This window comes from Marinobacter sp. ANT_B65, assembly GCF_002407605.1.
Lineage (GTDB): Bacteria > Pseudomonadota > Gammaproteobacteria > Pseudomonadales > Oleiphilaceae > Marinobacter.
In genome coordinates, this window is record NZ_NXGV01000001.1 from 260445 (window position 1) to 284570 (window position 24126).

The window sequence follows — 24126 nt, forward strand, 5'->3', positions numbered from 1 at the left end:
AACAAGCCCGGCTGTCCACGGAGAAATTACGATGACAGCTACCAAGGTTACACCGCTGAATCCGGCGCCGGAACCGGAATCCAGTGTTGCTGAGGCAGGAGCCTCTTCCCGTCCGATCCTGCAGGTGGAAGGCGTTAATAAGGTATATGCCAATGGCACTGTAGCCCTGAAAGGGGCCGGCCTGACAGTAAAGCAGGGAGAGTTTGTCAGTCTGCTAGGCCCTTCAGGCTGTGGTAAAAGCACCCTGCTACGCATCATGGCCGGATTGGGTGAAGTGACTACCGGCACTGTGAAATGGTGGGAGCAGGATTACGATGTAGTTGGCAGCAAAGGCTGCAAGCTGGCCTTTGTTTTTCAGAATGCCACGCTGATGCCCTGGGCACGGGTACGCAAGAATGTAAGTCTGCCACTGGACCTGGAGCATGAGAACAACGCGGAGTCGGAAAAGAAAGTTGATGACGCGCTCGAGATGGTGGGGCTTAAGGGTTTTGACGAGAGCTTTCCTCGGGAACTTTCAGGGGGGATGCAGATGCGCGCTTCCATCGCCCGGGCAATGGTTACCGAGCCTGATCTGTTATTGATGGATGAGCCATTTGGCGCCCTTGATGAGATGACCCGGAACAAACTCAACGACGATGTCCTGAAACTCAAAAAAGAGAACGGCTGGACTATCGTATTTGTTACCCACAGCGTCTATGAGGCGGTTTATCTGTCCAGTCGGGTGGTTGTGATGGCCGCACGCCCGGGTCGGATAGTGGATGACATCAAGATTGACAAGCCTTATCCCAGATCTCCGGATTTCCGGATATCAACGGAATTCGCCGGCTACTGCCGGCAGGTATCGCAGGCTCTTGAACGTGCCAGCGGAATGGGTGAGAGCAAGGAGAATTGCTGATGAGTACGCCACTGATACGGAATGAACGTTTTGTCCAGATTGCTGCACCCCTGGTGGTAGGCGTTCTGGTTCTGCTGCTTTGGCAGATCAGTGTTATGGCTTTCGATGTACCGAAATATCTGGTGCCCAGCCCTGTAGATATTGCTGAATCCCTGGTAACGGATTTCAGTTCCCTGTTTGGTGCCTTGTTGATGACCTTGAAGGTTACCTTTCTGGCTTTCGTGATATCTGTGATAGCAGGTGTTGCGGCATCCCTCTTGTTTGTACAAAGCAAATGGATTGAGGTCAGTCTGTTTCCTTACGCGGTATTGATGCAGGTAACGCCGGTTGTGGCCATTGCGCCCCTGATCATCATCTGGGTAGACGACACGACCTGGGCGCTGACCATCTGTGCCGTGATCGTTGCCATCTTTCCGATCATATCCAATACCACGCTTGGACTGCGCAGTGTTGATCCCAACCTGCTGAGCATGTTCCGTATGTACCGGACCAGCCGCTGGCAGGAACTGGTACGCCTGCGGATTCCCGGTGCCTTGCCGTACTTCTTTGGGGGCCTGAGGATCAGCTCCGGGCTGGCCCTGATTGGAGCGGTGGTTGCAGAGTTTGTTGCAGGTACCGGTGGTGCCAAAGCAGGGCTTGCCTACATGATCCTGCAGTCCGGCTACAACCTGCAGATCCCCAAGATGTTTGCGGCACTGATTCTGATCACGCTAACCGGGATTATTCTGTTTGCAGCCATGGTCTGGATGTCTGACCGGGCTCTTCGTAACTGGCATGAAAGTGCACTCAAGGTTGAACACTGAGCATGTCGCGCCTCGCCGAATCCATGCCTGCGGCGGGCGCGGGCTACGCCTGGCGTAACGGGTACCTGCTGCTGGCGTTCACCGCTCTGACCTGGGGAATCAACTTCCCCATTATGAAAATGGGGCTCGAATACAGCCCGCCGCTCCTGTATACGACTCTTCGGATGACTATCGGGACGATTACCATGTTCGTGATTGCCGGCGCCATGGGGATTCTCCGTTTGCCGCACCGTGCAGATATGCCCGTAGTGTTTTCCGTGGGAATTCTCCAGAACATGGGGTTTATCACCCTGGTCACCATGGGAATGCAGTTTATGCCGGCGGGCAGGGCGGCCATACTGGCCTACACTTCGCCAATCTGGGTGGTTCCGGCGGCTGCGATATTTCTGGGCGAGAGGCTGACCGCACCGAGAGTGGTCGGTACAGCTCTTGGTCTGGTAGGGCTGATGAGTATTTTCAACCCTCTGGATGTGGACTGGAGTTCCGAAGGCACTTTGTTCGGAGGGTCACTGATTGTGCTGGCGACACTGGTCTGGACAGCCGGGCTGATACACGTTCGCAAACACCGCTGGCATGGCAATGTCCTGTCGCTCATTTCCTGGCAGCTGCTGTCTTCCCTGGTCTTTCTCGTACCCTTGTCCCTGATTATGGAAGACACGGCCAGCATACGCTGGGAGCCTGGTTTTCTGGTTAATATCCTGTTCAGCGGTGCTCTGGCCTCCGGCGTCTGCGTAGCTGCACAAGTCGGGGCCATCCGGTCCTTGCCTGCAGTTACCATGTCGCTGAGTTCCGCAGCAGTTCCGGCAGTGGGGCTTATTTCTTCAGCCATTCTTCTGGGGGAAATGCCGGGTTATCACGATGTGTTCGGGTTCCTGATGATTGGCCTGGGAATCGTCCTTGTGGGGCTGACCGACTGGCGGCTGGCACGAATGCGGGCCTCAGGTATACCGAGGTGATATGAAGTTGCCCGCAAGGCCCGTATGGAATGGGTGTTACTCCTTACGCTGGTGAAGAACCCTCCGGTGCTATAATCGGAGGGTACGAACCAACAGCCAATGGAGAAGATTACGATGGCGAAAAAGAAAGCGAAGCCCACTCAGCACAGCGCTGTGCAGCGGGACCTCAGAACACCGAAATACCAGATGCGTGTGGTTGAAGATAAAAGCAAATACCGCCGCAACCGCGACAAGAGTGTACGGATGGAGGATTTTCGCAAAGCTGCCTGAGAGGCTGTTTTACGAAAATCCTTCATTTGTGTTGCTGCTCTTATACCGCTAAGGCTGTGAAGTTGAATGCTCCGGCTGGCTTGGTTCAGTTGTCACGGCTGATGTTTTGAAGCGCTGTTTCATATTCATCTTTTAGCGTTGCAGCAGTCTGTGCAACGGTTGTTAGTTCTGAGATTCCTCCAACGCCCTGACCTGCGCCCCAGATGTCACGCCAGGCCTTGCTCTTGCTGCTGCCTTTCGAACCAAACGACATTTTGCTTTTGTCAGAAGATGGCAGGTTGTCTGGGTCAAGCCCGGCGTTCTCAATACTGCCCCGCAGATAGTTGCCGTGAACCCCGGTAAACAGATTGCTGTAAACAACGTCAGACGCTGAGGACTGCACGATCATGTCTTTATAGGCCTGGTCGGCATTGGCCTCTTGAGTGGCAATGAACCGTGTGCCCATGTAAGCCAGATCTGCACCCATCACCCTGGCACTCAGTATATGGTTACCTTTGGTGATAGAGCCGCCCAGAATGACCGGACCATCAAAGAAGCTGCGAACCTCGGACAAAAGGGCAAAGGGGCTTAATGTGCCAGCGTGGCCTCCGGCCCCCGCGGTTACCAGAATCAGACCGTCAACCCCCGCAGCCAGCGCCTTCTTTGCATGCCGCACGTTGATTACATCGTGAAACACCAGGCCTCCGTAGCTGTGCGCTGCCTCTATCACCATAGACGATGCCTGCAGGCTGGTAATAATGATCGGCACCTTGTGTTTTACGCAGACCTCCATGTCATGCTCAAGCCGGTCATTGGAGCCATGGGCAATCTGGTTGACGGCATAGGGGCCGACTTTGGCGTCCGGGTTTTCCGCCTGGTAGGCAGCCAGCTCGGTTTCAATTTCAGTTAACCACTCATCCAGCTTCTCTGCAGGCCTCGCATTCAACGCCGGAAACGATCCCACAAGGCCGGCCTTACACTGTTCGATAACGAGCCTGGGGGTGGAAATTATAAACAGCGGTGAGCAGATCACCGGCAGCGCTAATTTATCTCTGAGGCTATCTGGAAGGCTCATTTTCCTGAACTCCTGTTTTTGTATTAAATGAACTGCTGTTTGATCTTTTTCTTGGAGATCTTTCCGTTATCGTCTCTGGCAATGCTGTCGACGATATTGATTGTCCGGGGTACTTTGTATTTTGCGAGCCGGTTTTCCAGATGGGTCCTGATTTCAGCGACTGTATCGCTAGTAGGGTTGTGGAATTTAACCAGCCCGACAAGCGATTCGCCATATTCCTGATCCGGAATTCCGATTACTGCGCAGTCCTGAACGCCCTCAAGTTCCAGCAGTACGTTTTCGATTTCAGCCGGGTAGATATTGACGCCCCCCGAAATGACCATGTCTGAGATTCGGTCACATACATACAGATAGCCATCATTGTCGAAATAGCCCATGTCACCTACGGTTACCAGACGGCCGAGCGCGGCTTTATCTCTTGCTGGCTGGTTATTCTGGTATGTGAAGTCCGGGTAAGCGGGCTGCCGTCCGTAGATGACTCCAACGTCGCCGGCAGGGCATTCGTTGCCTTCCTCATTAATGATTTTTACCTCGGCACCCAGCGCCGGCTTGCCAACACTTCCCGGCTTGTTGAGTGCATCTTTGGGGTGCTGGATGGTGAGCATTCCGGTTTCACTGGAGGCGTATGTTTCGTGAATGACGGCTCCCCACCATTCAATCATGGATGCTTTCAACTCGGGTGCGCAGGGCGAACCGGTAGAGGCAACGAATGTCACCGATGATATGTCGTATCGCTGCTTTACCTCTTGTGGCAGGCGCAGGAGCCTCACGTACATGATCGGGACGAGGTACACCGTTGTAATTTTGTGCTGCTCTATGAGGCGCAGAATATTTTCCGCATCAAAGCCTTGAGTCAGTACCAGCAATTCGCCGTATAACAAAGCCTGCAGTGTCATGTTGTTGGGCGCACTATGATAAAGCGGTGCCGGCATTAGTGTTCTTGCGCCGGGTATAACGCCCCAGGCTTTTTCTGCAAGCTCTCTCATCAATGGCAGGAAGGAAGGGTCGAGGGGCAGGCGGCGAACCCCTTTCGGGTTCCCTGTGGTGCCAGAGGTATAAGGCATCATGCCCCTGGGGCTTCTCTCGGGACCGCTGTAGACAGGTTGTTTGCTCAGCCAGTCCTCGTAGTTTGTGTGAGTTCCACCGTGAGAATCTATAACCAGAACGGGTATGCCTTCCGGAATGACGGATTCAATTTCCTCCAGGAATTCCGACTGGATTATCAAGGCTTTGGCATCGGAATCGGTCATGATATGGCGCGCTTCGCCGGCCTTGAAATGCCAGTTGATCGCGCAGTGATATATGCCTATCGTGCGACATGCCACCATGATGTCCATAAACGCCGGGTGGTTTCTCGTCATGACAGCAACAACGTCACCCTCATTCAGCCCCAGTTCTGTCAGCCCGCCGGCAAGTTTCAGCCCACGTAAGTCAATATCAGATCCTGAGCGGCGTATGTCTTCAAAGATGAGTGCAGCAGTCATTTGATTTCCTGTTGTTTTTGATAGTCCGCCAATGCATTCGCATTGCGGCCAGAGTAGAGGTTTAGAGTAGCGACACTTTAGGGCACGATTCTGAATCTCGACAATGCATCAAATTAACCCCAAACTGTTTCCAAATCAGCAACAATAAGGGCTATCTATTGGATATCAAAGACTTGGAGGCATTAGTGGCCATCGTTGAGTCGGGCAGTATGAGTTCTGCAGCCCTTCGGATGAACACCAGCCGCTCAAATATCAGTCGCCGGTTAAAAAAACTGGAGTCGGATCTTCGTGTGCAGCTACTCAGGCGAACGACACGTCAGCTGGAGCCAACTCAAATTGGTTGGGCTATGTATGAGCATGCAGTGAAAGTCACACAGGAGCTGTTGGCGCTCCAGGCTACCGTTCAGGATATGGGGCGGAATATAAGAGGCCATGTGAGGGTGAGTATGCCAATCGGCCTTGGGCAACTGACTCTGGGGCCAGCCTTGCTGGAGTTCTGCAAGCTGCACCCAGGGGTGACCATGCAGATAACCTTCAATAACCAGATTCTGGATCTGCTGGAGGAAGAGGTGGATATCTCTATTCGCGTTGCCAACGCTCCTCCGGAAAACTACGTGGCCAGAGAGCTGTCAGTAATCGAGTGGGTTCCCTGTATTTCTCCTGGTTATATTGAGCAGTATGGCAGCCCAAAAGTGCCTGCTGATCTGTCTGAGCACTACCTGGTGACGCCGCCGGTAAGACACAACCGGCTTATCTGGAGCTTTTTCTCCCAGCATTCAGAGCAACGGCATGTAGTCGAGGTGATGCCGAAACTGCAGTGTGCTGACATGAACTTCCTGAAACAGTCCGTTATCCTGGGGAATGGTATTGGCGTTCTTCCGTATTATCTGATCAGTGAAGAGTTGAAGAGTGGGGTTTTGCTCAGGGCACTGAAGGGGTTTGATTCGGATCCGAAAATGTGGGGCGACAAGATGTTTCTGATAACAGCCCCCAGCTTGTACCCATCGCAAACGGTGAGGACGCTCCTGGACTTTATCAAAGAGTCATTTTCGGAAGAGGGTGTTGTGGGCAAGGTGATGAAGGGGCAGTTTGGAGGTTCTGTTTGAGTCTGTCCGTAACGGAATACGCCGGCCAGGAGCTCCTGTTCGAACTTGGAGTCCATTCCACCTATTTTGGTCTCGCAGCTTCGGCATATAGCCCGGGGGGCGAGGGCAACTCGTCAAGCTCGCCTATACAGCCCCGAACCTCAGATATGAAGCCGATGAAGGTGGAGCCGCGTCGATCGGGCCAGCCACAGGTGTCTGGTTCCCCGTCCAGAGGAACTGGCACGTCCAATTCCGCACGCCGTAATCAAGCCGCTATAAATTCAAGCCTGAATCTGTGCAAATTCTGGAGTGCTGAGTATAAGAAAGACGGGGCATCGCAGAGTAAGGCTCATCGAAATTCTGCCTGTAAACGCTACGAACGCCTTTCAGGCCGGGACAGTAGCAACATAGTTGCCTTGGCAAGTTCCCAGGCGGCAAAACCTACCTATCAAAAACAAAGACAACTCGAAGAGGGGGAGCGGCAAGAGAGGCGTGAGACTGAAGAAAAACGAGAACACGAGCTGTATTGTGATCGAGTACGAGATCGCATTGATCACTACGACTCTTTACTCCGGGCAGGAGGAAAAGCGCATTATGTGAACCGGTTGAGGCGAGAGCGTAGAGAAATCAGCCTGGAATACTCGCGCAAATGCCTATTGGGGCAATGACGCTATCAAACCACTGACATCAGGGTTTTTAACCCGTGTCATAACCACCTCACTGAACCACATTCTTTCACAGTCAATCACTTGCCGACATTAACGGGCCACTGAGTGCCGCATGGAACCACAGATGGGTGGATACTGCGTTGACACCTAGAGGCTGGTGTTAGTCTTTGTCTTTAGATGACAAGTCCCGAATGTTCCGGTTTCTGATAATCACTGTCACCAAATACAACACCTTTGGTGCCCGCGATGTCCCTCTCTATCATGGAGCAAACCGAACCAACTCGGATATTAAACTCACGATGATGTATAGCCATCTTTCGCCACAATTCATGCAGAAAGTTGTCGAGATCAATCCTTTAACTATCGGCTATGGTTGTTGGGCATTCAAAAAAGAAGGAGTGATTTATGAGCAATGCCGCTATGCATGAGAAGTGGAATGAAAAATGTCATTTGGCGCGAAAGGCCCAGGGAAGGTACAACCAGGATCCTAGCCCTACGAACTATTCAAAGCTGCAAAATGCTCTCTATGAGAAAGCCCTTTTTGAGGAAGTAGCGGGCCCAAACGCGTTAGTCACACATACAGGTCAGGGCCATAATTGCGGGTGGACACTTTGTGGATGCCAGAAACAACAAAGCCCGCACAAGGCGGGCTTTATCTGAACCGAATATGACCTGCACCTGCTTTCACTTCAACTGAGTCGTTTCTGTGGGGTAAGTCCAGTCTACTCATGACCTCGATTATTATCTGGGTGTGATTACACCCAAGCAGCCAAGAGCTCAATCCAGCATTCCAACGCATTGAACCGGTCTGGCCACATAGGAGGGGCCACGTACCACGGCAGCAATATGTAAAAATACCATTCCGATCATCATTTAATCGGTCGGCTCTAAATTGAGGGCAGTTGCTAATTATCGAGGCGGGCTCCAATTTCAACCGTCACGCAATGGAGGTTGTCGTGGCGAGTGGATGTATAGTGCCATCCGATCTGCTGACTGAGCTTTGTCGTCAGTTCCAGTCCGAGCCCGTAACCAGTATTTGCTGCTGTTTTTGTGGACCCAATAGCCCCTTCTAACTCTACGGGATTGCTGATCGAAATACGGCTCCCCTGTTGTTCGATAACGACAGTGCCTTCCCAACAGTGTTGATAGGCATTCCGAATCAAATTGCCCAGAATAATTCGTGCTGGCACCAGAGGTACCGTGCAACTAAGTGGGGTGGTGCTAATCTCCATGGTTACGGGCTTCCCTGCCAAAAGATACAACATTTCACCAGCCAGTTCCCGTATCAGCGCAGGCAAATCGACAGCCTCGGACTGAAGCGGTGTATCTGGCTCATGATTCAGCCAGAGCAGCGTTTCAGTTAGATGCTTCATAGTCAGACTGGCGCGGTCTATACGATCGACGATGCTTTGCTCGTCCGCTAACTTTTCTCGCGTTTGAGTTAGCTTTCGGTGTAGCTCGATGTTCGAGCGGATGGTGCTGATCGGTGTCCGGAGTTCATGGCTTGCGTGTCTGAGAAAGCGCCGCTCACGGTCTACCGCTTGCTGCACCGAGGAGAGGCTGTTTCGGATAAGTTCCGCCATTTCATTCAGCTCAGGATAAGAAAAATCCGGCACTGGGTCTGAGAGTTTGTCGTTGTCGAGGGAATGAGTCCAGGCGCGCAACGCTGTCATAGGGCGAGACACGTGCCAGAGGAGCAGCCAGCCAACGATAGAAATAAAACCAATCACCAGTATACTGACGGTCAGCGTGAACACTCGGTTTTGCCGGGAGGCTTGAGGTAGCACCCCCGAGGCTTGTCGAGGTGTCACTTTCTGACTCAGGTAAAGTGGGCCGTGAGCGGTATCGTCGCGCATCGCAAAGATGATCGACCTCGGGCGGCTGAGCCAGGCGCTGTCTGCTTGCTTAAGCAACTGGCCTGATTGGCCCGGCCCACTCGGGAAAGCAGCAAGAGCATAATCCGGCATGTCAGCCCATTGTGTTGCAACGTCAAAACCGCTGAACTCTCTGACCTGCTCGCTTTCCCCTGCGCCAATCACCTCACTGAATGTTCGGGCGGCTTTTTCCATATTGCCTGCCATCGCCGCATCCAGCCCCCGGATAAAATGCTCCTTGGCGACCAGAGTATAAGCCGCGACCAGAATGAGCCCCAAAGCGACAAAAGAAGCGATCAGAACGGCTCTGAGGCTAATCCTGTATCTAAACATTTATTTTATCTGCGCAGGGAGGTCTCAGAGCAAAGCCGGCTCCGCTGATGGTGTGCAGCAGCGGTTCGGCAAAGGGGCCATCAATGGCCTTGCGCAGGTTGTAAATATGAACCTTGAGGCTGTTGCTATCGGGGTGGTCATCCCCCCAGGCCGAATCCATTAATTCTTCACGAGATACCGGGGACGGTGAGGCACGCATCAGGCGTTCGAGCAGGCGCCAGCTCGTGGGCGACAGTTTCAGGGCCTGACCGTTTCGCTGCACGCTCTTCTCACTGAGGTTCATCTGCAGATCACCGCAGGTGAGCTTCTGGATCTGACCGCTGCGCCTGTGTGAAAGCGCTCGGACTCTGGCCAACAGCTCCTCCATTTCAAAGGGTTTGACCAGATAATCATCGGTGCCGGCGTTGAAGCCCTGCAACTTATCGTCAAGCTGGTCGCGGGCTGTCAGCATCAGTACGGGGGTATCGTTGCCCTGCTCCCGCAAACGCTGGCAAAGGCCAAGGCCGTCCAGGCGAGGCATGTTAATATCCAGCAACAGCACGTCGTAGCTGTTTTGTTCGATCAGATTGAGCCCTGCAATACCGTTGCTGACATGGTCACAGATGAACCCCTCCAGCTCCAGGTATTGCACCAACGTCTGAGCCAGGTCGAGATCGTCTTCGGCCAATAACAATTTCAGCATGGATCGGACTCTTGTTTACCTGGCCTCACAGTAAACCAGCGGCGAATATCTGTGAACCTTTCGGTCACGTCGTGCTGAATAGCGACCAGTACAGGTATCAGAATGAGGGTGATGACGGTTGCGAACATAATCCCGTATCCCAACGCCACGGCGGCCGGTATCAGAAACTGTGCCTGCGCTGATGTTTCGGACAGCAGAGGCGCAAGGCCGGCGAAGGTTGTGAACGACGTCAAAAGAACCGCACGCAGACGGCTCCTGCAGGCTTTACTGATCGCTTCGATCTGATGGTCTGCATCGGGTTTCAGTTCATTGTAACGAGACACCAGCAAAAGACTGTCATTCACGACAACACCACTGAGCGCAATAATACCATTGAGCGATAGAATGCTGATGGAAAGATCGTTCATCCAGTGCCCCAGGATGGCTCCGACGATTCCGAATGGAATGGCGGTCATGATCAGAACGGGCTGAATGTAGGATTTCAGGGGAATTGCCAGCAGCATGTAGATGACCAGCATGGCGATCATGAACACCTGCACCATCGAGTTCTGTGTTTCTGCCTGTTCCTCCGCTTCACCGGCAAAATTGATATCCAACCCCGGGTATTGCCGCTCCAGTGTCGGAACCAGATCCTTCTGCAGGTTGGCGACCAGTTCGGAAGCCGACAACATATCCTTGTCCACTTCAGCAGAGAGATAAAGCGCCCGCTTGCCGTCAATACGGGTAATGGTATCCCTGGAATAACCGTAGGTGACTGTAGCGACACTGGACAGGGGTAGCACTGTGCCGTCGTCTGTCCGGATGTTGGCACTCAGTACGTCCGTAGGGTTTTCCCGGGCACCTTCCGGGTAGCGGACTTTAACCTCTACTTCGTCGTTATTGCGCTGAAAGCGTTGTACCACCTGACCACTGAAAGCCTGAAGCACCTGCTGGGCCAGCGTATCCGTGCTCAACCCCAGGGCTTTGCCCTGCGCGTTAAGTTCCAGGAACAGGCGGGGCTGGCTGGCTTCGATGTTGTCTTCAATGCCACTGATCGCCGGGATGGTTGCGAGCTGTTCCTTGATATCCCGTCCGGCTGCTGTCAGCAATTCATCGTCAGAAGCCCTCAGCTCAATACGAAGTGCGTCTACCGTTCCGCGCCGGCTGGCGACACTGAGGGTGCGCACACCTTCCGGCAGGCCAGCGATGCGTTTCCATTGGTTGGAAAAGGTATTGATATCGTACGGGGAGTCCGATGCCAGTTCTACCGTGACTGTGCCGGACTGGTCACTCCCGGAAAGTACCTGCAGGTTGGCAATGCCGGTTTCTGCGTCGACGTTGGCGCGCTTGATGAGCTGCTCATCCACTTGATGAGCTTTTTGCTCAAGAGCAAGCAGGGCGGAGTGAGTCAGGCCAAAACTGGCGTCGGTTTCCATGCTGACGCTCGCCTGGACTGTGTCGCCAGGTATGTTCGGAAAAAAACTGGTCTTGACGGTACCGTTAAAAGGCATCGCCATAACCAGTGCAAACAGCGCAAGGAATAAAACCAGAACGGCATACCGGTAAGCAAGAGCCCAATCGATAACGGTTTTATAGATCCGGTCGTTGAACCACTGAAGACCGGAATCGGCTCCATGCTGGATACGTTGCCAGATTTCAAGGAGCGGGTTCTTGCTGGCTCTGCGGTGGGTATTCAGGTGTGCGAGGTGGGCCGGCAGAATGAGTTTCGACTCGACGATGGACAACAGCAGACAAATAGTGACGACGGTAGCGAACTGGGCGTATATCTGCCCAAGCCTGCCGCTGAGATTCGACAGGGAATAAAAGGCCACTACGGTGGTAAACACGCCGAAGAGTGTCGGTACCGCCACTCGCAGGGTGCCTCGAATCGTGTTGCGAAGGGTGTCGCCTTCCTGTTTGCGCACGGTGTAAACGCTTTCACCCACAACCACGGCATCATCCACCACAATTCCCAACGCCATGATAAAACCAAAGGTGGTGAACTCGTTCAGTGAAAGACCGGCAAACCGGTCGCCCATGAAATACAGGGTTCCGAAGAAGATAAATGGCAGCCCCATGGATACCCAGAACGCCACCGTCAGGTTCAGAAACAGCGCCAGAAGAACGAACACCATCAAAATGCCGGTCAGTGCGTTGGTGACGAGCAGGTCCAGCCGTTCACTGATAGAGGTGCTCCGGTCGTACCAGCTGGTAAGCTCTACGCCCTGTGGCAGAGCTCCGTTGCCGTGCCATTCTTCGACTACCTGCCTGGCCGCTTCAACCGTCTCGGTGATGTCGTCCAGGCCGGTGGTGATCACTTGCAGAGCAATGCTGTTTTCGCCGGCAAAGCGGGACAGCACCGCGGTATCATCATCGTAGGTGTCGTTAATGAAAGCGAGATCACCCAGGGCGACAATCGCACCATCGCTGCTGGTGATCAGAGGAATGGCTGCAAATTCTTCTTTCAGATAAGCCTGTTGCGAGGCTTTCAGTTGCAGATAGACCTGTTCATTTTTCAGAACCGCCGTCATGGTGCTGGAGGAGCCCTGATTGATCGCATCCTCGACATCCGACAGGGACAAACCGTAGGCCTGTAAACGCCCCTCATCAATCTCTATCGACATCATGGGGTCAAGCCAACCGGATTTGCCGACCCGGCTGATGTCAGTCTTTGCCAGCAGGTCAGATTTCAGTTCTTCGGCCAGTTGCTGCAGGGTGTGACGGTCGGTTTCGCCATGGAGCTGCAACCAGAGCGAGTGCTCCTCACGTTCCGCTTTTTCAATAACCGGGCTCTTGGCATCGGCCGGGAAGGTGGAAATCGCATCCACTTTGTTTTTTACGTCCCGCAGCAACACATCCAGGTCGTAATCACTTTTCTTTTCGATTGTGACTTTTGTGCCGCTGGAGGTAGACGTACTGGTGATGTCGGCAATGCCGTTAACATCTTCCAGCTGTTCTTCGATCTTGATAGCCAGCCCTTCTTCCGACTGCTGTGCTGAGCCACTGTTATAGGTGACCGAGACAGAAATGCTGTCTGGTTCTATGCTCGGAAATGCTTCTTTGCGAAGGTCTCCAACCTGGAGAACGCCAAGGCCGATCACCAGGATCAGCAGAAGGTTGGCCGCAACCGGGTTATTGGCAAACCAGGGTATGATGCCTTTGTTCCAGCTTTGATCAGTCATCGGACGCCTCCACCGGATGAACAGCCATGCCTGGCAGATAGGTGCTCAATGGATGCGTCAGCACGTTCACAGTTTGGCCGGAAAGCGAGGCCGGTGGACGGATATAGATGGCCTGCTCATCACTGGCAACCGGGTCTGCGGAGAATCTGGCCAGAACGCCATCGTTTACGTACCAGACTTCCCCTCGCTGGCTGAGTGAGGACGAAGGCAGGCGCCAGAGATCGCTCAGTTCACGGCCTTCGATTTCCGCCCTGAGGAATGTGCCGGGCGCCAGCATGCTGGCCTGCTCCAGCGGCCGATCTAAAGCTGCGATCACTGACTGCTGTCGGTTTGTCTCATCCAGGTGCAGTTGCGTGCGTTGGATATAACCTTGCCATTGCTGTCCGGTTTCAACAGAAACCAGCTTTACCGGCCATTCACCGTTATCCAGAACTTCGATATCCGGCAGCTTCTGCCAGTCGAGTTGAGATAAAGGCAAAGAGATCTCGACTCGGTCCGCACTGTAGAGTTCAGCTATGTCGTTACCGGCCTGCAAATAGCTGCCCGGTGAAACTGAGCGGCTGACAACCAGCGCGTCAAAAGGCGCTTTAACACGGGTTTGTGCCAGATCTTTTTTGGCACTGATTACCGCAGCTTCGGCGTTAGCGACTGCCGCCCGTGCTTGTTTTACCTGAGGTTCACGCAGCACCAATGGAGAGTCAGGCTCGCCGGTCATTCCGGAAGCCTTCCACTCCAGAACGGCCTGCTCTGCTTCTCTTTCGGCCTCGAGAAGATCTACCTGCGCACTGGCCAGATCGTTTTCTGCACTGGCAAGCGCTGCACGATAATCGCTGTCTTCCAATGCCAAAAGGAGGTCGCCCTTGCTGACGATACGTCCGGATTCAAACGCGCTTGCCAGTTCAGAGACCTGGCCGGAAACCTGGGCAGTGAGAGTTATCTCATATCGCGATCTGGCCGCACCAAAAGCTTCAACGTTGACGGCATGAGATCCTGTTATTACCGGAATAACACCGACATCCGGTGCAATACCACCATCCTCTTTCGCGGGCAGTGATCGACTTTCCTGTTCCTGAAGCTTCTGACCGTTATAAAGGAATACGGTGATCAGCACGCCAACGGCGGCCAACAAAACAAGCCATTTTGCGTATGGTCGGATCATGACTGATCGGTCTCCTTGATGCCCAGCCCCAGTGCAAGCCCGAGTGTGATTCGGTTGCTCAGACGCTCGTAGATTAAGTCGTTAAGTTGTGATTCCAGATCAAAGGTCTGCCGTTGCACTTCGAGTAGGTCGAGTACAGAAACCAGACCATTCCGGTATTTCTGCTGGTACTGCTCATAGTTGCGGCGGGCACTCAGCAATGCGCTGTCTATCTGCTGTTGCTGTTTGGCCAGGCTTGATTCCTGGCCGATTGCATTTTCAACTTCCTGCACTGCGTTCAGTAAGGTTTCCCGGTATGCCTGATAGCTCCTGGCTGTGGTCAGTTCGGCGGCTTCCGCATTGGCTTTCAGCTCACCGCCACGAAACAAAGGCGCCGTTAATTGACCGAGCAATGACCAAACCGGGTTTTTCAACAGAGCCTCGCCTGGTGATGTGCCTGTGTCGCTCAGAGCCGCTCCCAGGCTGATCGATGGCAGCATTTCTTTGTAGGCAACAGACGTACGAAAGTCGCTTGCTTCTATGGCCAGATAGGCCGCTTTAAGGTCTGGTCGGCGCTGTAACGTCTGGTCGGCCAGGCCGGCAAGGGGCAAAAGAACTTGCGGGTAGTCGGCGGCAATGGCCGTGCTGCCATAACTCCGGCCGAGCAACAGGTTCAAAGCTCTTTGTTGCTGCTGCAGGGATTCCTGAGTGGCAAACAGCGTCGCTCTGGCACTGGCTGCCGAGCTTTGGGCACTGTCGAGGTCCTCAAGGTCACCCAATCCGGATCGGTAGCGCTGAAGAATCCACTGTTCGTTTTTTTCAAGCAGTTCCACGCGTTGTTCTGCGATAGCAACAGATCGATTCAGATTAACCAGCTTCAGCCAGCCCTGCATAACCTCGGCTGCGAGCGTATCCCGGGCAGCCTGGTAGAGAGCCAGCTGTTCGGCGACATCGCTCTCAGCTGCCGACGCCTTATCAGAGATCTTCGCCCACAAATCCAGTTCCCAGCTGACGCTGATGCTGCCGGTGTAGGAAGTATCGAGGTCTTCCGTTTTATTGGCGCCGAAGCCAGCATCGACCTCGGGCAGCTGGTCAGCCCGAGTCGCCCGGTATTGAGCCTGGAGAATTTCGAGGGAAAGCAGCGTTTGCCCCAGATCCGGGTTAGCTTCGCGCGCTTCGGCAATCAGCGCGCTCAGAGCATCGCTATTGACCAGATCATCCAGGTAGGCGGTTTCGGAACCCTCGTCCAGCTCAGACCAGGAGACAAGGTTCTGATGGTCAGAATCGGCCTGAGCCAGATAATCCGGGCTTGTGGAGAACGAACTGCAGCCGGCAGCAGCCAGCCAGAACAGGACAATCGGTAATGCTTTCAAGCAGGGGAAGCGACACATAAACAAAATCCAATCTAGCGCAGTTGAACCTGCGGTAAGCAACTGGATTCAGACTATCTGTAGGCGGGTTAATGGAGGGTTAAGGTCTTCATGGTCTTGCTTCAAATTCATCATGCGAAATCGCTGCTTGGCCCCATTGCAGGCGGCAAACTCTACAACGAGCCATCAGAAATGGAGAGGTTTTGGACCGGGAGCATTGGGCTTGATCCCTCCGTCTATGCCACTCACTCGATGAGACGCAGAAAAACAATGTTGATGATCTGCTCGTCTGAAGATCGCTTTTTCATGTTCATCGTCCTCTACTGTGATGAACATTACTAAGCTGAAAACGGTTAAGCTAGAGGGGAGCAGGTCAGTCAGGGAATAAATCCCGCGCGGGTATCGGAAGCCAGAAAGCATTTTGAAGTTCAGGAATTGATCACCGTGTCCAAGGAAGGCAAAGCGATAAAAATCCACCGGAATGATCCGATTCTTGATTAACCCTCCCCTCTGATAGTTCGGAAATCCAACCGAACTATCTTTTTTCCTCATCTGGAAGTTCGGAATTATTCGGTTCGATAGTTCGGGAAAGCGAATAACCGGAATCCTTTGTGTCCCAAAGGTTTTGGTACCGAGGATGTTTTTTGTTCGGTTCGGTGGTTCGGTGTCCCGCAATGTTCGTTCGGTGCCCCCCCCCCTTTAGGGGTACCGAACATGCGAACCGTACAGAACTACCCGGTGGTTAAGAGCTGAATTGTGGTGCTATAGAGTTTATGAAAATAACCGAATACCGCGCTCAGCGATCCCCGCGGTGACGAATTACTGGTGGGAAGGACCCGGCCAAGCCGTCAACCGTGGTCTGAAATTAGACGCTCACAGATACTGAGGTATCAGCGGAGACATAGGTTTCTACTTCACTGTAAATGTCGACACTGTTCTCCGGCACTTCCAGCGAAACAATTAAAGAATACCGAGTACTGTAGCGCCAGCGATCCTGAGCCTTTCGGTACTTCCACCACCCAGAAACTGGGTAGACTGCGAGCGTGTGTCGGCGTGCCAAAGCAGCCGCTGAGCCTTCCCATGTATCGCAGTGTATTGATCCTCGGGATCTCATACGAGGCCCAAACAACCAGCCGCCATCGTCCCCTTCCGGCCCATCATAGTTTGTATCTTTTGCGTTATCGTTAATCATAGCCCTGAAATTCGCCTCAGTTTGTTGCGGGCGTATGACCGCGAACCGTAAACCAAAAGATTGATACCTGAACTTGGATCGAAAACCCCTTCGTCCTGGATTCGGCTCGATAAAATAGGACAGTGTGACCTTCATTCTCACGGGAGTTTCTGGCGGCAACTCAGCTAATTTTGCTTTCGGCCAAGGAAGTTTTATAAGTTGCATCTCGTTGAGGCCAGGATCATCGCTAGGACGTGCGCCATCTTTTTTTCGAAAAGGCTGAATCTTATTCTCTGTGATAAGCGTCAGGTAATTATTTGCACTCGATATCGCTTTTTCTAAGTTAGGTGCTCCATTCCCCACCATCCTGAGCATCTCTTCTTTAGCTTCTGATGGCGTATTTGTAGTCCTCAGTGCCTCATATCTGGCCCACATCTTGCCCGTCCATTCGGCGGAATGAACTAACAAGCCCCTTATAGTCTCCGGCCAAAATTCGGGATACATCGCCCATAGGTGAGCTGCGTAGTTTGTTACTAGTGCGGAAGCTGCGCTCGTGTCGCCATGATAGTCAAAAAGAGGCCCCGAGGATCTGCCGGATGTGGTCAGCAAAGCTACCGTATTTGCTGCGTCCGTCTGGGTTTTGCAAGGTGACAATAGATAGTTACCACCTTCAGCCACCATGTCGGGCTTGAAAGGAGCTTGGTCAACCCAGTCCCAGCAGACCGAGCCGCGACTTTGGGGCGCGATATCGCCTATAGAGGCCAGCGGTGTCCAGCCTTCAAACATTGGGTCGGAGTTTGTTTGGTTCTCAGTAAATGCGCCGACCGTAATCGCATTCCAAGCTTGGGCGGGATCCTCAATGGGATTGTCTCGTACTTGTTCCCAATGGTCAGGCATTGGTGCAACTGACGTTCCGTTGCCTGCGCTCACGATAAAAAGGCGTTGTACGCCATCCTCAATGCCAGACGAGAAACTATCGATTTCGGCGGACCAAGAAGAAGGTTGTCCGGTAACGGGTTCTGGAGCTCCGGTCACCGCTAGGGAAAAGACTCGATTGCGATTTGGTCGTTCAATTTCAAGCTTAAGCGCAGTACCACGTGTTATAGCTCCATAAAGATCAGGCTTGTTTTGACCAGTTGGCGGCAGAATCCGAGCCGATTCAAGATCGAATGGTACAGAGATAGAATGTCGACTTGCCAAAACTTCGCGAAGATCCCCGAAAATAGCCAAACCCGCCTGCAGTGACCCATGCGGATGCCACGGACCTGGAGGGTTGTAGTCGTCATACTTCGGCCATTCCGGTTTCCAAACCGCGCTCTTTTCTGCATTACTGAACGGACTCAATAATGGGTGATTATAGTTTACGCCAGTATCTAAGATGGTCGCGGTGGTTTTTCCGAAATCATTTGGCGCCTCCAACCGTTCCAATAGATCAGTTGCCCACTCTTGTTGCTCTTGATTTGTCAGCTCTACCCAAAACGTCGCAGGCTGTTTTGCCAGTCTTAATTCCTCTAAACTGCCAAATAGAGTCACGGCCCGCTCGAGCTCGTGCATCGATGCGTGAATCAGGAAAACAGTAGTGTCGAAAAAATTTAACTGTTGATCACTTATCGTTATGTCCGTGTTTTCGTCAAGGTAAGATTTAACGATTTCCGCGTTACTGGTATTGGGCAGGACTTTCAGCCATAACTCGAGCCATTGCTTTTCGTTCGGGTCAGCTGGGAAGGTGCCCGCTGAATCTGTCCAAAAGCTTTGGATATTCGCTAATCGAACTGAATCGATGCTGTCAATTAACGCTTGGTTGGCAGGTTTTCCTCGGGTATCTTTTCGACGGTCTAGGTATTTTTCAATTTTTTTTGTAAACGCATGTCTTCGGTTTTCGGGAACAAAAACTAACGCTATTTCCTGATTTTCCTCGGTACGAAGTTGGCGAAGATCGAAATCTCTATTGTCTAATTTATCAACAGGTAAGGATTGATTGTCGTAGCCTCGGATTTCTAAATAGATTCCTGGCATTTCGTCGAGAAACGGTGGCTCATCCGAGCGTCGCTCAGTGTACTCGGCGTATGAATCAAGAACACTTCTCAGGATTCTATCCCCATGCTGAGCTCTGTTTTTCCTAGGCACGCCTTTTGTGGGGACTTGAGCTCGCTTGGAGAAAGGTTCAGAAAAAGAGTGGCGAGTTACCAATAGATGGCGTTTTCGTTCTGCCATGGGGCTACTACCTTATTTGAGGTGCCGCTGCTGAAGGGCCTGCAAAATATGCTCAATCCTAAGCTTTCCATCGCACTCAAGTATGGCGGTTTTCGCTGCTTCGTCGCAGGCTTGCACAATCTCTGATGAGCTAAGACCAAGAGCATTCGTGATTATTTTGTCCCAGTCAACTTCGTTGAGTGGGAATCTGGAGAGGCGATTACTTATCAGCAGCTGAATCTCTCTGTCGCTTGGTGGTGTAAAAACGATTAAATCATCGAATCGACGAAATAGCGCGTCGTCTAAAAGAGATGGATGATTCGTCGCCGCAATGATTAGGCTCTCTGAATTATCTTTTTCGAGAAACTGAAGAAAGGAATTTAGTATTCGCCGTACTTCACCTACGTCATTATCTGAGTCTCTTTTGCTCCCTATAGCATCGAACTCGTCAAATAGAAAAACTGCTCTTGTCGAGGAAACGAAATCGAAAACCTTTCGAAGCTTGGCTGACGTTTCGCCAAGGTAGCGGGTGATTAAACCGTCTAAGAGTACGGTATAGAGCGGTAGCTTTAATTCTGTGGCGAGAACTGAGGCAGTCATGGTTTTACCCGTTCCTGGGCGACCGCAGAATAGCAGCTTTCGTTTGGGTGAAAGCCCGTAGTTTCTAAGCTTGTCTCGCTGTCTTTGTTCAAGCAAGATGCGACTGATACGAGAGCTCGACTGCTCAGATAGGATAAGTTCAGAAAGGCGAGTTACTTGATTCGACTTCTCAAGAAGTAAACCAAGATCATTTGGAGTCTGAGTTAATGGCGTTGGCTTGTGAAAAAGCTCCGGTTCAGACTGAGTTTGTGTCTGAAGCTTTTCAACTAGAGACTTTATTTCGGACGCAAGTTTCTGGTGGCCTTTTCGGGCTTCGTTAGCAGCGACCTGTAGCATAACAGCATAAAAGCGATCATCGTCATCGTCAGCGTGACTGCGAAGCAGGGCTTTTAGCTGTGAGGAGTTGGCCATTATTGTGTTCCCAGTTTGGGCAATGCCGAGTCTGAGGGCAGCCTTTGCTTAAAGTGCTAACCGAAATCGTAACCGCTATTCTAGGTTTTGTACAAAACAAGTACGCCATTTTGCGGGCAGTGCCAAGAACCCGTGAAATTGCTTACATATTGCTTACAAATCGGACTTCCAGAAACAACAAAGCCCGCACGGAGCGGGCTAAGTCATTGAATTCTAATGGTGCCCGGAGGCGGAATCGAACCACCGACACGAGGATTTTCAATCCTCTGCTCTACCGACTGAGCTATCCGGGCAAGTTGCAAGACTGCTGTGCAACGGGGCGCTATTAAACCGGTTTCGGTGTGGTGAGTCAAGGCCGGCCCGGAAAAAATCCTGAATCTTTTCAGGGTTGGTCAGGCTTTGATCAAACTGGAGTCATTGTTCCGGTGGTACATAGCCTTCAGCTTTTTCGAAAGGCTCGTTGTTGAAGTAATGCTCCATTTGCGCCTGCAGGTATTTTCGGGTGTTGGGGTCCATCAGGCTCAGGTGCTTTTCGTTGATCAGCATGGTCTGTTGGTTTTGCCATTCTTCCCAGGCTTGTCTGGATACATTTTCGAAAATGTCCTGGCCTTTCGCTCCAGGCATGGGAGGGAAGTCGAGGCCTTCCAGTTCTTTCTGGTATTTGCGGCAGAAAACGGTGCGGCTCATGATTGCTCCTGTTTGGATAAATAAGTGGTCGGATTTGTGAGTAGAGTGCGGATAGGCGCTGGCAGGCCCAGGGTCAGTGCTTCGTGCCGGTGCAGCCATTTCTGTTGAGCGTCATCTCTCACGTTGTTTTGTCCGGTTACATTCAGGCGTGCGGGCTGAATGTGCAGGTGGTAATGGGAAAAGGTGTGCCGGAAGCCGCCGATGAGTTCTGGTTCTTCGCAGGCAAGCCCCAGGCTCCGCTCGCACGCCTCCTGAAGTTCGTCAGCGCCATAGGCTGGGTCCAGTTCGGGGAGGCTCCAGAGGCCGCCCCAGATGCCACTGGGTGGGCGCCGCTCCAGCAGGATGCGGCCTTCCTTGTCCTCCAGTATGACCATCCAGGTTGTTTTCTCTGGCTTGGCTTTTTTTGGTTTGGAGCCCGGGTAGAGGCTCACTTCTTCTCTTGCGTAGGCTGCGCAGCCTCGCTGCAGTGGGCAACTGATGCAAATGGGGCGGCTGCGGGTGCATACGGTTGCGCCCAGATCCATTATGCCCTGGGTGTAATCCCGAACGCGCTCATCCGGTGTGTGGGCTTCGGCATGTTCCCAGAGCTGTTTCAATACAGAGGTCTGTCCTGGCCAGCCGGGAACAGCGTGGTACCGTGCCAGTACCCGTTTTACATTGCCGTCAAGAATTGCAGCGCGCTTGCCAAATGCCTGAGCAATGATCGCGGCAGCGGTGGAGCGGCCTATGCCCGTGAGGGTTTCCAGCTCTTCCTGGGTGTCAGGAAACAGGCCGCCAAAGTCGTTTACAACGGATTGGGCGGCTTTCTGGAGGTTGCGGGCACGGGCATAATAGCCAAGCCCCGACCAGTGGCTCAGCACGTCGTCAACCGGAGCCTCCGCAAGAGACTGGACATCGGGGAACCGTTCCATGAAAGCCTGGAAGTAGGGGATAACGGTTGCCACCTGGGTTTGCTGAAGCATGATCTCGGAAACCCACACCCGGTAGGCGGTGCGGTCATGATGCCACGGCAGGTTGTGCCTGCCGTGCTGGTCGTACCATGTCAGAAGGTTTTCGGCGAAATTGCCTGCTGTCACTTGAACAGACCTTTGAGGGCATCTTTTACTTTCGCGCCTTCCTCTTCACCAAACTTTTCCTTCAGCTTTTCGTTGATTTTGTCTTTAGCTTTGTCCTTTACCTTGTCGACTTCTTCCGTGGCTTTTATGCGTGCAGCATTTTCTGCAATGGTTTTCAGTGTGTCGCGGAAACGGGAGCCGTCAAAGGAACACAGGCTGGCTGCACCCGCCGAGAAATCACCGCGGCATTCCACTGGAATAACTACGTTTTCCACGTATTCGGTCACCCGGCAGGCGTTGTCACGGTGGATCTCCCCAACAATTCTCAGGCCGAGTTCGTAATCAACGAGGGTCTGTTTCAGGTCGACAGTACCATTGCCTTCCAGCTTCATGCCCGCCAGTGAGGCGACCAGATCGGTGTTGTCGAAGACATTGCCATTGATGTCCAGCGTACCGTGCATGTCGTTGAATGGTGTGGTTTCGCCCCAGTCGGTAGTTGTCAGCTGGTCCTGATTGGCCAGTGCAATTCCCTGGCAGGCCATGCGGGTCAGGTTCATGTTGCGGAATTCACCTTCGGCAAGGTTGAAGCTGATCTGACCATCGGCGTTTTCTCTCAGTACAGAGATACGGTTGCCGGAGGTGGTCGCATTGACCTTGAGATTGGCGCCACCAGCAAGCATGGTGACTTCTGCGAGGTCGGCAAGGAGTGGCAGAGCCTGAACGTTGCTTACATCTGAGCTGACTGTCCACTTCGGAGTGTCGGTACGGGCATCAATGGTGACATTGGCCCCAAAGCTTCCTTCATAAAGTTTGCCGCTGAATTCATCCACTTTCAGAAGGCCTTTGCTGGCGGTTGTGCTGGCCTTGATGTCATTGATGGTCAGATTGCTTGCGATCAGCTCTTCCAGCCCGAAATCAATGTCCAGAAGCAGGCTGCGCAGGGTTTCCAGTGGCAGAAGGTCGCCTTCAGGGCCGGTTCCGGCAGTTTGTGCCGGGGCATCGTTTGCTGCTTCAGTAGCGTCGCCCTCGGTTGCGGGCGGCAGGTAACGATCGGCGTTGAGTTTGTCGCCCTGAAGTTCGAACACAATGCCGCCGTTGTCGAGGTTATAACTGCCCGAACCTTTGAACGTGGTGTCATCCAGTTTGATTACGAGGTCAGACAGTGCTGGCTTGCCGGCGGCGCCGCTGATGCTGGTGGAAAATGCGATGGCCTGAAGAACGGCTTCATCTGTTGTCTCAATGGCAGGCTGCCCCAGATTTTCCATCAGTTCTTTGAGAGAAAATTCATCAATGGCTACCTGGCCTTTGAGCGTAGGTTTATCTCCGAAGCCATTAACATCAAGATGGGTAGTCAGGATCAGGTTTGCGAGGCTGGCGGTGAAGTCACTCAGTGTGGCGGTTTCATTTTCCAGGTTGGCTTTGGCAGAGCCTTCAAGTTTCGCTGTTACTGATTTTCCACCAAAGGGTTCGCCGTTCATTTCAAATATGGCTTCCAGACCGGAAACCGTAAAATCGTTGAGTGCTTCGTTGGCTGCCAGGCGGACGTCTATGTTTCCGTCGACAGCAAGTTGTGGCTGTGCGGTCTCTACGCGAAAGCCGATTTCCAGCGGAAATTCGGAGCCCAGAGTAATGTTGCTGGCATTGACCGTGAAGTCTTCAAGGGTGACTGTCTGGCCAGTACGCTGGTCACTGTAGTGCACCTGCGCATTGCTGATCTGGATGTTTTCGACATTAAAGTTCAGGGCTTCGCCGCCGGCTTGTTCACTTTCCGGCGTTGCTGCCCCGGAATTGCTGGCAACATCCTGTTTGTCCTTTTGTTCATCGCCGGCTACAGGTTCTGGCATAATGTGCGTCCAGTTGCCTTCTCCCTGCTCGTTAATGCTGAGGTGAGCATCCAGCCCATCCAGCACAAAGGTGCTGACCTGTGGTGACATGGCAAGCAGGGACCAGAAGTCAACCTGGGCAACCAGTTGCGTCAGCGCGATGAAGCGTTCACCATCCAGAGTGGCTTCTACATCATTCAGCTCCAGCCCGAGAGGGACAAAAGACCAGCCGATATCGCCGTCCAGAACGAGGTTGAGGTTGGTTTGATCCTCAACAACCTGTTTGATCTGCGGTTTGTAGTCGTTCGGGTCTATGACGGCCATGGCAATGGCTATCGCGACAATGGCAAGAACGACTAGTGCAACTATGGCGACCAGCGCATAACGTATGGCTTTCATGATTCAGACGTCCT

General features: G+C 52.8%; 18 protein-coding genes and 1 tRNA gene. 6 read left to right on the forward strand and 13 right to left on the reverse strand.

The features are described 5' to 3' along the window. The first annotated feature begins 31 nt into the window (after positions 1 to 31). From CPA50_RS01195 to CPA50_RS19395, 4 genes are all read left to right on the forward strand, one after another. Positions 32 to 895: an ABC transporter ATP-binding protein gene (locus tag CPA50_RS01195; protein WP_096780671.1), complete on the forward strand. Its 864-nt coding sequence runs from the start codon at positions 32 to 34 to the stop codon at positions 893 to 895. Further along, positions 895 to 1698, forward strand: a complete 804-nt coding sequence (locus tag CPA50_RS01200) for an ABC transporter permease (protein ID WP_096780672.1) — start codon at positions 895 to 897, stop codon at positions 1696 to 1698. Before CPA50_RS01195 ends, CPA50_RS01200 begins: the two co-directional genes overlap by 1 nt. A gap of 2 nt (positions 1699 to 1700) precedes the next feature. After that, positions 1701 to 2654, forward strand: coding sequence for a DMT family transporter (locus tag CPA50_RS01205; protein ID WP_096780673.1), 954 nt, complete (start codon positions 1701 to 1703; stop codon positions 2652 to 2654). Between the two features lie 114 nt (positions 2655 to 2768). Then, positions 2769 to 2924 carry a hypothetical protein gene (locus CPA50_RS19395; protein ID WP_179397128.1) on the forward strand — a complete coding sequence of 52 codons (156 nt, stop codon included), beginning with the start codon at positions 2769 to 2771 and terminating at the stop codon, positions 2922 to 2924. 85 nt (positions 2925 to 3009) lie between these two features. Here the strand turns inward: CPA50_RS19395 and CPA50_RS01210 are convergent, their stop codons facing one another. Next, complete coding sequence (locus tag CPA50_RS01210) at positions 3010 to 3978, reverse strand: NAD(P)H-dependent flavin oxidoreductase (protein WP_096780674.1); 969 nt, start codon at positions 3976 to 3978, stop codon at positions 3010 to 3012. A gap of 23 nt (positions 3979 to 4001) precedes the next feature. Beyond that, the gene (locus CPA50_RS01215; protein WP_096780675.1) at positions 4002 to 5462 is read right to left on the reverse strand and encodes an AMP-binding protein; all 1461 of its coding nucleotides are present in this window, start codon (positions 5460 to 5462) and stop codon (positions 4002 to 4004) included. Between the two features lie 158 nt (positions 5463 to 5620). On the opposite strand from CPA50_RS01215, the gene CPA50_RS01220 reads away from it, so the two are divergent. Then, positions 5621 to 6568 carry a LysR family transcriptional regulator gene (locus tag CPA50_RS01220; RefSeq protein ID WP_096780676.1) on the forward strand — a complete coding sequence of 316 codons (948 nt, stop codon included), beginning with the start codon at positions 5621 to 5623 and terminating at the stop codon, positions 6566 to 6568. An 814-nt stretch (positions 6569 to 7382) separates the two neighbouring features. Then, the gene (locus CPA50_RS19300) at positions 7383 to 7643 is read left to right on the forward strand and encodes a hypothetical protein (protein ID WP_143750713.1); all 261 of its coding nucleotides are present in this window, start codon (positions 7383 to 7385) and stop codon (positions 7641 to 7643) included. A gap of 477 nt (positions 7644 to 8120) precedes the next feature. Here CPA50_RS19300 and CPA50_RS01235 read toward each other — a convergent pair whose 3' ends face one another. The 11 genes from CPA50_RS01235 to CPA50_RS01290 all read right to left on the reverse strand — a co-directional run bounded on the left by CPA50_RS01235 (position 8121) and on the right by CPA50_RS01290 (position 24112). Beyond that, positions 8121 to 9296 carry a sensor histidine kinase gene (locus tag CPA50_RS01235; protein ID WP_179397129.1) on the reverse strand — a complete coding sequence of 392 codons (1176 nt, stop codon included), beginning with the start codon at positions 9294 to 9296 and terminating at the stop codon, positions 8121 to 8123. A gap of 118 nt (positions 9297 to 9414) precedes the next feature. Then, on the reverse strand, positions 9415 to 10104 hold the full coding sequence (locus CPA50_RS01240) for a response regulator transcription factor (RefSeq protein WP_096780680.1): 690 nt from the start codon (positions 10102 to 10104) through the stop codon (positions 9415 to 9417). After that, on the reverse strand, positions 10098 to 13265 hold the full coding sequence (locus tag CPA50_RS01245; protein WP_096780681.1) for an efflux RND transporter permease subunit: 3168 nt from the start codon (positions 13263 to 13265) through the stop codon (positions 10098 to 10100). The genes CPA50_RS01240 and CPA50_RS01245 overlap by 7 nt, the downstream gene beginning before the upstream one ends. Beyond that, on the reverse strand, positions 13258 to 14424 hold the full coding sequence (locus CPA50_RS01250) for an efflux RND transporter periplasmic adaptor subunit (protein ID WP_096780682.1): 1167 nt from the start codon (positions 14422 to 14424) through the stop codon (positions 13258 to 13260). The genes CPA50_RS01245 and CPA50_RS01250 overlap by 8 nt, the downstream gene beginning before the upstream one ends. Continuing rightward, the gene (locus CPA50_RS01255) at positions 14421 to 15794 is read right to left on the reverse strand and encodes a TolC family protein (RefSeq protein WP_096780683.1); all 1374 of its coding nucleotides are present in this window, start codon (positions 15792 to 15794) and stop codon (positions 14421 to 14423) included. The genes CPA50_RS01250 and CPA50_RS01255 overlap by 4 nt, the downstream gene beginning before the upstream one ends. An 844-nt stretch (positions 15795 to 16638) precedes the next feature. Beyond that, positions 16639 to 19158 carry a S8 family peptidase gene (locus tag CPA50_RS01265; RefSeq protein ID WP_096780685.1) on the reverse strand — a complete coding sequence of 840 codons (2520 nt, stop codon included), beginning with the start codon at positions 19156 to 19158 and terminating at the stop codon, positions 16639 to 16641. Positions 19159 to 19170: 12 nt separating this feature from the next. Further along, positions 19171 to 20148: an AAA family ATPase gene (locus CPA50_RS01270; protein ID WP_096780686.1), complete on the reverse strand. Its 978-nt coding sequence runs from the start codon at positions 20146 to 20148 to the stop codon at positions 19171 to 19173. 217 nt (positions 20149 to 20365) lie between these two features. Continuing rightward, a tRNA-Phe gene (locus CPA50_RS01275) sits at positions 20366 to 20441 on the reverse strand. Positions 20442 to 20562: 121 nt separating this feature from the next. Next, positions 20563 to 20835 carry an oxidative damage protection protein gene (locus CPA50_RS01280; protein ID WP_096780687.1) on the reverse strand — a complete coding sequence of 91 codons (273 nt, stop codon included), beginning with the start codon at positions 20833 to 20835 and terminating at the stop codon, positions 20563 to 20565. After that, complete coding sequence (mutY, locus tag CPA50_RS01285) at positions 20832 to 21911, reverse strand: A/G-specific adenine glycosylase (RefSeq protein WP_096780688.1); 1080 nt, start codon at positions 21909 to 21911, stop codon at positions 20832 to 20834. Before mutY ends, CPA50_RS01280 begins: the two co-directional genes overlap by 4 nt. Further along, on the reverse strand, positions 21908 to 24112 hold the full coding sequence (locus tag CPA50_RS01290) for an AsmA family protein (RefSeq protein WP_096780689.1): 2205 nt from the start codon (positions 24110 to 24112) through the stop codon (positions 21908 to 21910). The genes mutY and CPA50_RS01290 overlap by 4 nt, the downstream gene beginning before the upstream one ends. Positions 24113 to 24126: the final 14 nt, after the last annotated feature.

What these genes read in the sequence shown, in the direction of transcription:
- CPA50_RS01195 (WP_096780671.1), top strand. Translation starts at nt 32, where the DNA reads ATGACAGCTACCAAGGTTACACCGCTGAATCCGGCGCCGGAACCGGAA.
- CPA50_RS01200 (WP_096780672.1), top strand. Translation starts at nt 895, where the DNA reads ATGAGTACGCCACTGATACGGAATGAACGTTTTGTCCAGATTGCTGCA.
- CPA50_RS01205 (WP_096780673.1), top strand. Translation starts at nt 1,701, where the DNA reads ATGTCGCGCCTCGCCGAATCCATGCCTGCGGCGGGCGCGGGCTACGCC.
- CPA50_RS19395 (WP_179397128.1), top strand. Translation starts at nt 2,769, where the DNA reads ATGGCGAAAAAGAAAGCGAAGCCCACTCAGCACAGCGCTGTGCAGCGG.
- CPA50_RS01210 (WP_096780674.1), bottom strand. Translation starts at nt 3,978, where the DNA reads ATGAGCCTTCCAGATAGCCTCAGAGATAAATTAGCGCTGCCGGTGATC.
- CPA50_RS01215 (WP_096780675.1), bottom strand. Translation starts at nt 5,462, where the DNA reads ATGACTGCTGCACTCATCTTTGAAGACATACGCCGCTCAGGATCTGAT.
- CPA50_RS01235 (WP_179397129.1), bottom strand. Translation starts at nt 9,296, where the DNA reads ATGGCAGGCAATATGGAAAAAGCCGCCCGAACATTCAGTGAGGTGATT.
- CPA50_RS01240 (WP_096780680.1), bottom strand. Translation starts at nt 10,104, where the DNA reads ATGCTGAAATTGTTATTGGCCGAAGACGATCTCGACCTGGCTCAGACG.
- CPA50_RS01245 (WP_096780681.1), bottom strand. Translation starts at nt 13,265, where the DNA reads ATGACTGATCAAAGCTGGAACAAAGGCATCATACCCTGGTTTGCCAAT.
- CPA50_RS01250 (WP_096780682.1), bottom strand. Translation starts at nt 14,424, where the DNA reads ATGATCCGACCATACGCAAAATGGCTTGTTTTGTTGGCCGCCGTTGGC.
- CPA50_RS01255 (WP_096780683.1), bottom strand. Translation starts at nt 15,794, where the DNA reads ATGTGTCGCTTCCCCTGCTTGAAAGCATTACCGATTGTCCTGTTCTGG.
- CPA50_RS01265 (WP_096780685.1), bottom strand. Translation starts at nt 19,158, where the DNA reads ATGGCAGAACGAAAACGCCATCTATTGGTAACTCGCCACTCTTTTTCT.
- CPA50_RS01270 (WP_096780686.1), bottom strand. Translation starts at nt 20,148, where the DNA reads ATGGCCAACTCCTCACAGCTAAAAGCCCTGCTTCGCAGTCACGCTGAC.
- CPA50_RS01280 (WP_096780687.1), bottom strand. Translation starts at nt 20,835, where the DNA reads ATGAGCCGCACCGTTTTCTGCCGCAAATACCAGAAAGAACTGGAAGGC.
- CPA50_RS01290 (WP_096780689.1), bottom strand. Translation starts at nt 24,112, where the DNA reads ATGAAAGCCATACGTTATGCGCTGGTCGCCATAGTTGCACTAGTCGTT.